This window comes from Streptomyces iakyrus, from assembly GCF_000717055.1.
In the GTDB taxonomy this organism is placed as follows: domain Bacteria; phylum Actinomycetota; class Actinomycetes; order Streptomycetales; family Streptomycetaceae; genus Streptomyces; species Streptomyces iakyrus.
This window is the reverse complement of record NZ_JNXI01000055.1, coordinates 1-12505: the sequence shown is the minus strand read 5'-3', so window position 1 is coordinate 12505 and position 12505 is coordinate 1. Positions and strand designations below refer to the sequence as shown.

Here is a 12505-nt window from a genome sequence, read left to right as displayed (position 1 = left end):
GAACAGCTCACGGGGGGTGTCGAACTGCTCGATCAGACCGTTGCGCATCACCGCGATACGGTCCGACATCACCAGCGCCTCTTCCTGATCATGCGTCACATAGATGACCGTCAGGCCGAGTTCCTGCTGAATGGTCTTGATCTCCACCTGGAGCTGGTCACGCAGCTTCTTGTCCAGCGCGCCCAGCGGCTCGTCCATCAGAATGACCGGCGGACGGTAGACCAGCGCCCGGCACAGGGCGACCCGCTGCTGCTGACCACCGGACAGCTCACGCGGCTTACGCCCGCCGAAGCGGGACAGGCCCGCGATCTCCAGCGTCTCCCCCACCCGCCGGCGGATCTCGTCCTTGCCCACCCCGCGCAGGGTGAGCGGGAAGGCGACATTCTCCTGCACGGTCATGTGCGGGAAGAGCAGGTACTGCTGGAAGACGAAGCCGAGGCGCTTGGTGACGGCCGACTCGTTCTTCAGCCACCAGTCGACATCCGCGTCGAAACCCTTGTCGTAGTACTTCGGCGCACCCGCCAGCGCGTTGCGCTCCTCCTCCGTGAGCTGCTTGTAAGCCACCGGGGACGACGGGTTCGACGGGAACGCCTTCGCCAGGGCGGCCTGGCTCTCCGCGCGCAGCGAGAAGTCCATCAGCTGGTAGGCGTTGTCCGCATTGGCGGCGCCCTTGGCGATGGCATAGCCCTGGAACTGCCGGCGCATACCGTTGAGTTGCCTGGTGACCGGGACGCCCTGCTTCTGCAGATCGGCGATACGGCCGTCCCAGACGGTCGACATCGTCACTTCCTGGCGGCTGAGCAGCACGCCGGGCAGCGGGCCGCTGTCCCAGAACTTCTTGATGTCACCCCGCAGTCGCGTCAGCACCTTGAAGGCACGGTCCACATCGAGGGGGTACAGCTTGTCCATCGGGACGCCGTCGGCCAGCAGCGCGAACTCCAGCTCCGGCAGGTCACCGTCCGGGTTGCACATGGAACGGCCGCCCTGGAACGCCTTGATGTCCCAGAAGTCCGCCCACGACTCCGGCTCTGCGGCCGGCCCTGCTTGATCTGCGCCAGCAGCGGGGCATCGTCCAGGTTCAACACCTTCACCTGGATGCCGGTCTCCTGCGTGAACGGCGTGTAGATTGCCTTCTGCAGCGCCGCACCGTAGGAACCGCCGCTGTCACGGACGACCACCGTCTTGCCGCCCTTGCCGCCGCTGCCGGCGCTGGCCCGGCTGGTACCGGTACCGCATCCGGAGAGGGCGGTCGCGGCGGCGACACCCGCAGTGACCCCGCCTATTCCTCGCAGGAACAGTCTGCGGTCTATTCGGGCATCTTTCATCGTGTGCCTCCTGGGTGGTGCTGGCCGTGAGAAGGGGGACGGCTGGGAACGGGGAAAGGGGGGTGGCTGGGAGGGGGGTCTAGGGGCGGGGATCCGCCTCGTCTGATCCGGCGCCCAGACCGGGGGGCCGGAGGGTGTCGGCCGACGCGGCCGTGTCGGGGTCCCACGGGACGGCCAGGGCGGCCAGTTCCTTGCCGGGGGCGACGGTGAGGCCGTGCATGCCGTAGAAGATCCGGCCGTCGGCCGGGGCGCGGACGGTGTGCTCGGTGCCGTCGGTCGGGTCGACGACGCGGCCGAGGAGGTCGCCCTCGGCGACTTCGCCGATGACGTCGGCGTCGAAGGAGAACTCCGGGTACCACAGGCCGGTGGCCTCGGCGGTGGCGCCGCCGGACCAGACCCACTCGCGGACCGGTTCCGGAGCGGAGCCGTCGTGGTCGAGAACGCCGAGATGGCGAAGTGCCTTCAGCAGGCCGTCGACACGGCGGAGGGCGGTGGCCTCGTCCCGCTGGCCGAGCTGGCCCACCTCGACGAGGACCGCCGAGATGCCCCGGCGGGCGGCGGCCGCGTGGCTGTTGCCGCCCTCGGGCGTCAGCCCGAGGATGACGTCCTGGATGCCGAAGGAGCCTGCCAGTTCGGCCGTCGCCTTGTCCAGGTCGGGGTCACCGGTGATGCGGTAGCCGACGAAGTCCCGCAGGACCTGGTCGATGCCGCCGCAGTGCAGGTCGATGTAGACGTCGGCGGCGTCGAGGAGGTGGGTGAAGAGCCAGGCGGCCAGCCGCTCGGTGGGGCCGCCGGCTGGGTCGCCGGGGAAGACGCGGTTGAGGTTGACGCCGTCGACCGGGGAGATGTTGAGCCGGCCCTGGTACACCGCGGGCGGGTTGGCGACCGGACAGATGATCACCTGCCCGCTCACCTCGCCGGGCTCCAGCAGGTCTGCCAGGCGCGCGGCGGCTTCGATGGGCGGGAACTCGCCGCCGTGCACACCGGCGGTGATGACGACGCGGGGACCCGTGCGGACTCCGTTGACCAGGATCACCGGGATGTCCGCGGTGAGGGTGCCGAGATCGGCCTGGAGGGTGCCGCGGGCCTTGGTGCCGGGCCGGGCCGCCAGAGAGCCGACGGAAAGGGGGGTGTTCTGCATGGTCATGCCTCCGTACGGCCGACGGTGGAGAGGAAGTCGATGGGCTGGGGCGATGCGCCGTCCAGCGCGAGGTCCGCGGCGATGTCGCCGAAGGCGGGCGAGAGTTTGAAGCCGTGACCGGAGAATCCGGCGAGGAGGATGACGTTCTCGGCGCCGGGCAGCGGGCCGACCAGGGGGCGGCTGCTCTCGGTGTAGCCCTCCATGTAGACGGAGAGGCGGGTGGGGTCCGGGTGCAGGTCGGGCAGGTACCGCCCGATCAGCTCGGAGAAGATCTCCAGCTCGTCGGGCCGCACGGTGCGGTCCAGCTGGTTGGGGTCGCCGGCGAGCCGGTGCAGCGCACGGGACAGTCCGAGCTTGACCGAGATGCCGTCCGGGGAGGGCAGGCCGTAGCAGTGGGTGGGTGCCGTGCGGATGAACGCCGGGCGCTCCTCGCCGAACCAGGCGTCGGGGGCGGTGGGCACGTACCAGGCGCTGACGAGGCGGCGGACTTCCACCTCCCAGGGCAGGTCGGGCAGCAGGTCGTTGACCCAGGGGCCGGGCGTGACGACGGCGGTGTCGAAGCGCTCGCTGCCGGAAGCGGTGCGGATCTCCACGCCGCCGGCGACAGGGACGATCTCCCGGACCGTGCTGTAGCGGTGGATCACGGCGCCCAGTTGCTCGGCGCGGCGGGCGGCGGTCTGGATCGTCAGCTCCGGGCGGATGAACCCGGCGCGGCGGTCGAGTACGGCCGCGTCGCCGTCCTCGATGCGGTACTGCGGGAAGCGCTTGGCGAGCGCCTCAACGTCCAGCACCTCGTGGTCGAGGTCGTGCTCGGCGATGGACTCAAGGACGGTGGCCATCTGCTGGTGCTCGGTGGGCCCCATGAGCAGGCATCCGGTCAGGCGGCGCAGCTCACGGCCGGTCTCCTGCTGGAGCTGCTCCCAGAGGGCGTCGGCGTGCTTGAGGAGCGGAACGTAACGGGAGTCCTCGAAGTGCGCGCTGCGGAAGATCCGGGACTCGCCGCCGGCGGCACTGCGGTCGTGGCCGGGTGCGTAGCGGTCGTATCCGACGACGTCGGCGCCGCGGGCCGCCAGCCGCCAGGCGGCCTGGCTGCCCATCGTTCCGACGCCGACCACCGCGACGCGCTTCCTGGCAGCTGACACAGGACTTTCCTTTCGTATCGCCGAGGCGCATGCTGAGCCATCGACGTGAGGCTGTTCGATTCGAGATGGTTTGGGGCGGGAGCCAGGTCCCCTCGTGGACCTGCGGCTCGCAACCGCCGCGTCTCGCAGTCCGGCTCACTTCCGGGGGATCTCCCCGAGGCCGTGCCACTATGTGGAATGCTGTGCTAGAATCTGGCACAGAGAATGACAGCGGCTTCAGGGAGGCGTCAAGAGGGTGTCCAGCAGAATTTTCGAGGATTAACAGGGGGAAACCGGATGGAAATGAAGAGCGTCACCAGGTCGCTTCGGATCCTGGAGGCGGTCGCCCAGCATCAGCCCGTGACCGTGGGGGAGTTGACGAAGCTCTTCGGGCTGCCGAAATCCACCGTGCAGCGCACGTTGGTCACGCTGGCGGAGGCCGGTTGGCTGCGCGCCAACCGCAGGGACACCACCCGCTGGGAGATCGGCGCCCGCGTCCTGGCCGTACGCCCCGCCGCCCTCCAGGGCTCCAGCCTGTTCGCCGCCGCCCGTGAACCCATGGTTCGCCTTCGGGACGCGGTGAACGAGACCATCCACCTGTCGGTGCCGGACGCCCTGCACTGCATGGTCGTGGTGGACCGCGTCGACTGCGACCACGCGGTACGGACCTTCCATACGATCGGAGACACCTCACCCCTGCACGCCACGGCCGTCGGGCGCGCCGTCCTCGCGCACCTTCCGGGGCGAGACGTGGACGACCTCGTCGCGGCGGGGCTGGAGCGGTTCAGCGACACGACCCCCATCGAACCCGACGAGCTGCGTGCCGAGCTGGACCGGATCCGCGCCGACGGCTACGCGGTCAACCGCAACCAGTACCGGCCGGGTGTCTGCGCCGTCGCCGCCGCCGTGCTCGACGAGGACGGCACGCCCCTGGCAGCCGTGGCCGTCTCGATGCCCGAGGCGCGGTTCGACGGTGAGCGGACGCACAAGTGGGGCCGCCTCGTCGCCGACACCGCCGCGGAGATCTCTCAGCGCCGCCTGGGCGCCTGAGCGGCAGACGGCCCGCACGCCGTCGACCGGGGCCGGCTCACACGCTTCGGCGTGCGAGCCGGCCCTCAGCCTTGAGTCAGGGCAGCCACCGCCCTGCGCCCGGCGGGGGGAAGCCGGACACAGGGCGGCCGCACCGCGCGGCACGGCAGGCCTGGTCAAAGCCCTACCGCTGTCCATCGCCGCGGGGAATCGGGACCCCGGTGCACCTCAAGTCCGGTCCATTGAACGGCCGAACTCGATCGCGTTCCACATCGTGGCACGCTATGCTGGAATCCGGCACAGATCATGACCGTGACTCCGTGCCGGAGTCAAGAGCAATGAGAACCAGGGACCACAGGTCTGAGGGGCCATCGAATGGAAATGAAGAGCGTCACCAGGTCGCTCCGGGTTCTGGAGGCAGTCGCCCGACATCAACCCGTGACCGTCGGGGAGTTGACCAAGATTTTCGGGCTGCCGAAGTCCACCGTGCAGCGCACCCTGGTCACCCTCAACGAGGCAGGCTGGCTGCGGGCGAACCGCAAGGACACCACCCGCTGGGAGGTCGGCGCCCGCGTCCTGGCCGTCCGCCCCGCCGCCCTCCAGGGCTCCAGCCTGTTCGCCGCCGCCCGTGAACCCATGATCCGGCTCCGCGACGCGCTGAACGAGACCATCCACCTGTCGGTACCGGACGCCCTGCACAGCATGGTCGTCGTCGACCGCGTGGACTGCGACCACGCCGTACGCACCTTCCACGCCATCGGTGACACCTCACCCCTGCACGCCACCGCCGCCGGGAACGCCGTCCTCGCCCATCTGGAAAGGTCCGAGATAGACGAGGTCACAGCGGGGACGCTGGAGGGGTACGGCGAGGAGACCATCACCGACCCCGGGCAACTGCGCGCGGAACTCAGCCGTGTGAGAGAGCGTGGCTACGCCGTCAACCACAACCAGTACCTACAGGGTGTCTGCGCGATCGCGGCACCCGTGCTCGACAGCGAGGGCACCCCTCTGGCCGCCCTGTCCGCCTCCCTGCCCGACTCCCGCTTCGAGCCCGACCGGCTGCCCGACCTGGGCCGGCTGGTCTCTGAGACTGCTGCGGAAATCACCGCCCGGCACCTGGCCTGACGACGGGCCCGGTGTCACTTCACGATCACGTAGATCTTGCGCACGGTTTCGATGGTCTTCCAGACACCGACGAAGCCCGGCTTCATGACAAAACTGTCACCCGCCTTGTAGACCACCGGCTCGCCGCCTTCCGGCGTGAGTTCGACGGTGCCGGAGAGGATGTGGCAGAACTCGAAGGTCTCGCCCTTGATCGAGCGCGTCTCGCCGGGCGTCGCTTCCCAGACTCCCGTATGGATCAATTCCTCACGGGCGACGTCCTGGACCCAGGTCTTGAACGCGGGGTCGCCGGACACCAGACGTTCCGGGAGTGGGCCGGACTTGTGCGGCGCGAAGGAGGGGTTGGTGTCGATGGTCTTCAGGAGTGACATGTCTTTCCTGTCCTGTGCTCGAGAAAGGGCCGCTGGAGTCGCGGCTTGCCGGGGCCGCCGGTTGGCGGCCGTCCCCCGTGCCCGGCGGCGTGGAAACCGGACAAGGGTGAGGCCCGTGACGGTGCGTGCTACGGCGCCGTCAGGGCATGACCGCCGTCAACGCACGGGCACCGCGAGGTACTGGTACTCCAGGAACTCGTCGATCCCCACCCGGCCGCCCTCGCGGCCCAGCCCCGACTGCTTGACGCCGCCGAAGGGTGCGGCCGGGTTGGACACGAGGCCCGTGTTCAGCCCCACCATGCCCACCTCCAGCCGCTCGCTCACCCGAAGGGCACGGTCGAGGCCCTCGGTGAAGACGTAGCCGACCAGGCCCCAGGGAGTGTCGTTGGCTCGGCGGATCACCTCGTCCTCGTCGTCGAAGGTGAGGATCGCGGCGACCGGGCCGAAGATCTCCGTGTCCATCAGACGGCTGCCGGGATCGACGTCGGCCAGCACGGTCGGCGGGTAGAAGTTGCCGGGCCCCTCGGGCGTACGGCCCCCTACGAGCACCTGCGCCCCGCGCTCCACCGCGTCGGCGACGAGTTCCTCCACCTTGGCGCGTCCCCTCCTGTCGATCAGGGGGCCGACGTCGACGCCGTCCCGGGCGCCCGGACCGACGACCAGCGCGCCCATTCGCCCGGCCAGCCGGCGCCCGAACTCCTCGGCCACCGAGCGGTGCACGAAGAAGCGGTTGGCGGCCGTGCACGCCTCGCCCATGTTGCGCATCTTGGCGACCATCGCACCGTCCACGGCCTTGTCCAGGTCGGCGTCCTCGAAGACGACGAACGGCGCGTTGCCGCCCAGTTCCATCGAGGTCCGCACGACCGCCTGAGCGCTCTGGGCGAGCAGCAGCTGTCCGACGGCCGTGGAGCCGGTGAAGGACAGCTTGCGAATCCGCCCGCCGCGCAGGAGCGGTTCACACACCTCCCCCGCGCGGGAGGTGGTGACGACGTTCAGCACGCCGTCCGGCAGCCCGGCCTCCTTGAGGATTGCGGCGAGGGCAAGGCTGGAGAGAGGGGTTTGCGGAGCCGGCTTGAGCACCATCGTGCAGCCGGCGGCTAGGGCCGGACCGATCTTGCGGGTGCCCATCGCCAGCGGGAAGTTCCACGGCGTGATCAGCAGGCAGGGGCCGACCGGGCGGCGGGAGAGCAGCATGCGGTTGCGGCCGTCGGGCAAGGTGGCGCAGCCACCGTCGATACGGACGGCCTCCTCGGAGAACCAGCGGAAGAACTCCGCCGCGTAGGCCACCTCTCCCCTGGCCTCGGCGAGCGGCTTGCCCATCTCGGACGTCATCAGACGGGCGAGCTCGTCGGTGCGCTCGACGATGATCTCGTAGGCGCGGCGCAGGATCTCGCTGCGCACCCGGGGCGCGGTACGCGCCCAGTCCTGCTGCGCCTGGACGGCGGCCTCCTCGGCGAGCTTCGCGTCCTTGGGCCCGGCGTCGGCGACCTGGCAGAGGATCTCGCCGGTCGCGGGATCGTCGACCGCCATGGTGGCACCGTCCGCGGCGTCCACCCAGGCACCACCGATGAACAACTGCGTGGGTGTGTCGGTCATGATGTCTCTCCTGCTTGTCCGGGTCGGTCGGCGGCGAGGTCGAGGAGTTCGGCGAGGTGCAGGGCACGGATGCCCCGGTTTCCGGCTAGGTGTCGATCTGGTCGGCACAGCTGAAGCCGTCGGCCACGACGGCCGCCGGTGTATGCGGGTCCACGTCGTCGAGACGCAGCTTCAGCGCGAAGTCCGCGACGGCCATCGAGGTGTCGTGGTGCTGTCCCTCGAAGCCAAGTCGCCGGTGAGTCCGCAGCGGCCCTCGGCCTCGTCGACCGTCGTCACGCCGAGGCGGCCGAGCAGGTCGCGCGGGTGGTGTCCCTTGAACGTGGCGTACTCGTGGCGGTGGGTCCGCGGCACGACGATGGGCCGGTCGTCGCCGTTGTCCAGGTGCGGCGACAGTGCGGTCATGGTGTCTCCCGGCCGTACGACGAGGTCTGGTGGCTTGACTCAGCTCCGGTACCCGAGCATCGGGGCCCTCGCGAAACGGGGCAACGAGTGACCTGTCCGGCCGGGAGGCGACATCCGGACGTTGTGTCAGCCTCACCACGCGCAGACCGGCGAGCCCCCGGTCGTCACTCGGGCCGGTGGTCAGCGGGTGTGGCGGCGGATCGCGTGCAGGAACTGGTGCCCGTCGACGCGGCGGGGATCATCGCCTGCACGCCTCCCCCTGCGCACGGCCACCCGTACGTGACGCCATCCGGTGCACCCCGGCCGACCTCCGGTCCCGCGTATCGGTCCAGCAGCGTAGCCGAAGACATCGCCCGGCAGCCCGGGAAGCCCGTCTCAGCCGCCGCGTCGCACTCGGGCCGCCTTGCGGGCCTCCGCGAGCTTGCGGGCCTCGCTGCTCTTGCGCGAGGACGACCTGCCACCGGAACCGCTCTTCGCGGCCTTGGTGCTGCCCAGGCCACCGAACGGGACGTTGTGGTTGTTGCGGCGCGGTACGGCCGGCCCGCCGTCGAGAGGCTTTCCGGAGGGGGCCTTGGCGCCGGTGATCCGGCTCAGCTCCGCCTCGCCGGACCTCACCTTGGTGACCTTGGGGGCGACGTCGGCGTCCGCCATGACCTGGCTCGTCTCGCGGCGCTGTCCCGACAGGACGAGTGTCACGACGGTGCCGGAGCGGCCGGCCCGGGCCGTGCGGCCCGAGCGGTGCAGATAGTCCTTCGGGTCGTTGGCCGGATCGACGTTGACCACGAGGTCGAGGTCGTCGACGTGCAGGCCGCGTGCGGCGACGTTCGTCGCTACCAGCGCGGTGATCTGCCCGCTCTTGAACTGGGCCAGGGTCCGGGTGCGCTGCGGCTGGGACTTCCCGCTGTGCAGGGCGGCGGCGGCCACGCCGCTGGCCCGCAGATGCCGCGTGAGCTGGTCGACGCCGTGCTTGGTGTCCAGGAACAGCAGGACGCGGCCGTCCCGAGCGGCGATCTCCGTGGTCACGGCGTACCGGTCAGGGCCGTGCACGACGAAGACGTGGTGCTCGATCGCGGAGACGGCGCTGGACGAAGGGTCCACCGAGTGGACGGCGGGGTCGCGCAGGTAGCGCTGCACCAGCTGGTCGACGTCGCCGTCGAGGGTGGCGGAGAACAGCATCCGCTGGCCGTCGGGACGCACTTGGTCCAGGATCCCGGTGACCTGCGGCAGGAACCCCATGTCACACATCTGGTCGGCCTCGTCCAGGACCGCGATGCGTACCCGTCCCAGTCGGCAGCCCTTGCGCTCGATGAGGTCGTGCAGCCGACCAGGCGTGGCGACGACGATCTCGGCGCCCTCCCGCAGCACGGCGGCCTGCCGCCCGATGGACGCACCGCCCACCACAGTCGCGAGCCGCAGCCGCAGCGCCTCGACGTACGGGGTGAGCGCCTCACCGACCTGCTGCGCCAGCTCCCTTGTTGGCACCAGAACGAGCGCCAGCGGCTCTTTCGGCTGCGCACGCTGCCCGGCCGTCCGGGCGAGCATCCCCAGGCCGAAGGCAAGCGTCTTGCCCGATCCTGTGCGGCCCCGGCCCAGGACGTCCCGTCCCGCGAGCGCATTCGGCAGCGCCGCCGCCTGGATGGGGGAGGGCACAGTCATACCCTGCTCATCGAGCGCCCGCAGAGCCTCGGCCGGCAACCCCAGCTGAGCGAAGGACACCGCCCTGGACACATCGCCCTGCTGCCGGGCATCGGCACGTGTTGACTCGCTCACAGAGAGCCTTCCTCCGAAGGGACCGTACCGACGAAGGCGCGGCTGAGACGCGGCCGCCGACCAGAGGCACCCAACGGAGCACCACCACAGCGACACAGCAAAAGCGCAACGCTAGCACAGGGCACACCGTCCGGGTCTCCCGTGCCGCAACGCTCTGCCGAGGTACGACAGGACCTGCCAGTGCGGAGCCAAGTGGTGCCCGGGGACACTCCCGGCATCGACGCCCGGCGCGGCCCCGTCACCAAGACCGGGACGAGGTGCTGACCCTGGTGGGAGCGGGCCTGTCCAACGACGAGATCGCCGAACGTCTCTTCGTCGCCACGGTCACCGTCAAGACCCACACCGACCGGGCCATGGCCAGACTCGGCGTCCGCGACCGCGCCCAGCTCGTCGTCATCGCCTACGAGACCGGGCTGGTCCGGGCCGGAGAACGACAAGGATGAGGCGAGCCTCCTCCGACCGGGCTGTGCCACTTGCCTCCACGCTGTCAGCCCCCTCGGTTCGTGACCAGGACCAGGGCGGCGCCATGGCTACGGCAGACGTCCGTCAGCAGGTGGATCACTTCCATGCCGGTGGCCTGGTCCAGCGCGCCGGTCGGCTCGTCCGCGAAGATCACCTTCGGGCGGCCGACCAGGGCCCGGGGATGGTCACCCGCTGCGCCTGTCCCCCGGACAGCTGCCCGGGACGTCGACTCTCCAGACCTTGCAGGCCCAGCGGCCCGAACCACTGCCGGGCCTGCTGTGCCGATGTCCTCCCCCGCGACCGCTCCCCCACCCCCCGCCAGCCTCAAGCGCATCGTCGCCGCCAGCCTCATCGGCACCACCATCGAGTGGTACGACAACTCATTCGATCGGGGCTAGGACCTGCGGCTTTGCCTGATCTCTGGCGTTCGAGTCAGCACCGAACCAGCACCGGGATCTCCCCGTGCTGGTACAGACCCACCAGACGATCCAGGACACACCTGCGACGCGCTCGAGCCAACCTCGCCCGCGGTCACAGACCGTATTCATAAAGCAGCGGTCGCCGATGCAGTCACTCCCCCCTTGGACGTGCCCAACGCACTGCCGTTCTACCTTTCCGCGGCCAAGGTTCACTCGATCGAGCTGCCCACGACCGCGACCAGCGAGGCCTCGCCACGTGTCGTGTGTCCCGCCCTCAGCAAGGAGACGCGGTCTCGTGCCGTGCTTCAAACTGCAGCGGCAGGATGAGCTGGGTCTTGAGGCTGAGTACGTCGTCCATGACCGACCTCAAGCGCTCAGGAGCGTCAGGCAGGACGTGCGCATAAGTCTGGTAGGTCGTGCGCGGATCAGTGTGACCGAGCCATACCGCCATGTCCGTCACGGGTACACCTCTGGCAAGGCCGGCCGAAGCGAAGAAGTGCCGCAGCCAAAGCGGCGTGATCTTCCGAGAGACACCCGCGGCCTTCCTGGCCGCGTTCCAGAGCCGATGCACCAGGGCGTACATCAGGATGTTCGTTCGCCCGATGTTGGCGAACAGGTAGTCCCCGGGCATGCGGTTCGGGCCAGCTGCGACACGGAAGGTTCCGTGCCTCCGAATGTGCTCGCGGATCTTGGCCACAACCGTGCCAGGCAGCGGCACGAGGCGTCCTTCACCCGGCGCGCGCCACTTGAGGTGCCGGATACGATGTGCCCGGCCCTGGCCAGCGGCACCCAGACGTCCTCGCCGCCCGACCGTCGGCGCGGCAGCGTCCTGCGTGATCTGCCGGTCCACGAGCAGCATGCCGGACACGAAGTCGATCTGCTGCAGGCAGACTGCGCTCGCCTCCCCAATCCGCAGCCCGCACCCAGCCATCAACCACACCAACAACTGGTAGGGGGCCGGAAGATGCTCTGCGATGGCCGCAACTTCGGGCAGCGTCGGCAGCCGCACCATCTTTCGCCTGCCCCGCCTGCTGTAATGGCGGCTGGTGCTCCAACCCCGGGACGGATCCCTGACCAGGTAGCCGTTGGCGACGGCGTAGCCGAGTACCCCACGCAAGATTCCATACCGATTGACCACCGTGCTGCGCGCGTAGCTGCACTCCTCAACCATCCACGCCAGCCAGCCCCGAAGGTCCTTGGGCTTCAGAGACCCGATGGTGCGGTGCCGGAAATACGGTTCAATGTGCAGGCGCAGGCTCGCCTCGTACTGATACCGCGTGGATTCCGCATACGGCCCACTGCCGATGTACTCGCGATACACATCAACCAAGGACCGTGACGACCCGAACACGCCGGCACGGGCACTGACGAGCTTCTCCTGTTCCACGGTGACGGCAAAGCTCCGCGCGTGCCCCTTCCGGGAGAACGACACCTCCCGCTGCCGGCCCCGACGCCCTCCGGGCTCCCGATAGCGCACAGTCCGCCCATGACCACACCGCGGACCTTGACAGGGATAGTTCCGGTTTCTCTTATCAGCCTTGCACTTCTGGAACACACTGGCCAACCGCGCAACCATTCCTTACTTGGCACACGTAGAGGCCTCTTAACGCTACCCGGACAGCTTGACCACAATGCCTCCACGTAACGCCTTAGAGGTCGTTCTCTTTCCGAACCTCAGGTGCGACTTTTGCTGCTCAGACATGAGATCACGGCTGTCGCGGAAGTCTCGGCTCGTTGCTGGCCGAGA

At 69.4% G+C, this 12505-nt stretch carries 10 protein-coding genes and 2 pseudogenes; 3 read left to right on the top strand and 9 right to left on the bottom strand.

Annotated features, from left to right (window positions below):
* From OO68_RS48190 to solA, 3 genes are all read right to left on the bottom strand, one after another.
* Positions 1–999, bottom strand: a 999-nt coding sequence (locus OO68_RS48190) for an extracellular solute-binding protein (protein WP_245237459.1), incomplete at its 3' end; no start/stop codon positions are given.
* 405 nt (positions 1000–1404) lie between these two features.
* Positions 1405–2466, bottom strand: a complete 1062-nt coding sequence (locus OO68_RS41285; RefSeq protein WP_245237458.1) for a succinylglutamate desuccinylase/aspartoacylase family protein — start codon at positions 2464–2466, stop codon at positions 1405–1407.
* 2 nt (positions 2467–2468) lie between these two features.
* A complete protein-coding gene (gene solA / locus OO68_RS41280) occupies positions 2469–3608 on the bottom strand; it encodes an N-methyl-L-tryptophan oxidase (protein WP_033314646.1) in 1140 nt (379 codons plus the stop codon).
* Between the two features lie 282 nt (positions 3609–3890).
* On the opposite strand from solA, the gene OO68_RS41275 reads away from it, so the two are divergent.
* Positions 3891–4637: an IclR family transcriptional regulator gene (locus tag OO68_RS41275; protein ID WP_033314645.1), complete on the top strand. Its 747-nt coding sequence runs from the start codon at positions 3891–3893 to the stop codon at positions 4635–4637.
* Between the two features lie 360 nt (positions 4638–4997).
* Complete coding sequence (locus OO68_RS41270; protein WP_033314648.1) at positions 4998–5741, top strand: IclR family transcriptional regulator; 744 nt, start codon at positions 4998–5000, stop codon at positions 5739–5741.
* Between the two features lie 14 nt (positions 5742–5755).
* Here the strand turns inward: OO68_RS41270 and OO68_RS41265 are convergent, their stop codons facing one another.
* The 4 genes from OO68_RS41265 to OO68_RS41250 all read right to left on the bottom strand — a co-directional run bounded on the left by OO68_RS41265 (position 5756) and on the right by OO68_RS41250 (position 9877).
* Entirely contained in the window at positions 5756–6109 is a 354-nt protein-coding gene (locus OO68_RS41265; RefSeq protein WP_033314644.1) for a cupin domain-containing protein, read from the bottom strand.
* 156 nt (positions 6110–6265) lie between these two features.
* Complete coding sequence (locus OO68_RS41260) at positions 6266–7705, bottom strand: NAD-dependent succinate-semialdehyde dehydrogenase (RefSeq protein ID WP_033314643.1); 1440 nt, start codon at positions 7703–7705, stop codon at positions 6266–6268.
* A 171-nt stretch (positions 7706–7876) separates the two neighbouring features.
* A complete protein-coding gene (locus OO68_RS48185) occupies positions 7877–8107 on the bottom strand; it encodes a hypothetical protein (protein WP_033314642.1) in 231 nt (76 codons plus the stop codon).
* A gap of 375 nt (positions 8108–8482) precedes the next feature.
* On the bottom strand, positions 8483–9877 hold the full coding sequence (locus OO68_RS41250; protein WP_033314641.1) for a DEAD/DEAH box helicase: 1395 nt from the start codon (positions 9875–9877) through the stop codon (positions 8483–8485).
* Positions 9878–10131: 254 nt separating this feature from the next.
* Between OO68_RS41250 and OO68_RS41245 the strand changes: the two are divergent.
* A pseudogene (locus OO68_RS41245) lies at positions 10132–10320 on the top strand (response regulator transcription factor); the annotation flags it as partial.
* Positions 10321–10376: 56 nt separating this feature from the next.
* Here OO68_RS41245 and OO68_RS48400 read toward each other — a convergent pair.
* Positions 10377–10612, bottom strand: a pseudogene (locus OO68_RS48400) (ATP-binding cassette domain-containing protein); the annotation flags it as partial.
* A 420-nt stretch (positions 10613–11032) separates the two neighbouring features.
* Positions 11033–12145: a tyrosine-type recombinase/integrase gene (locus tag OO68_RS41235; protein ID WP_167345954.1), complete on the bottom strand. Its 1113-nt coding sequence runs from the start codon at positions 12143–12145 to the stop codon at positions 11033–11035.
* Between the last annotated feature and the right edge of the window lie 360 nt (positions 12146–12505).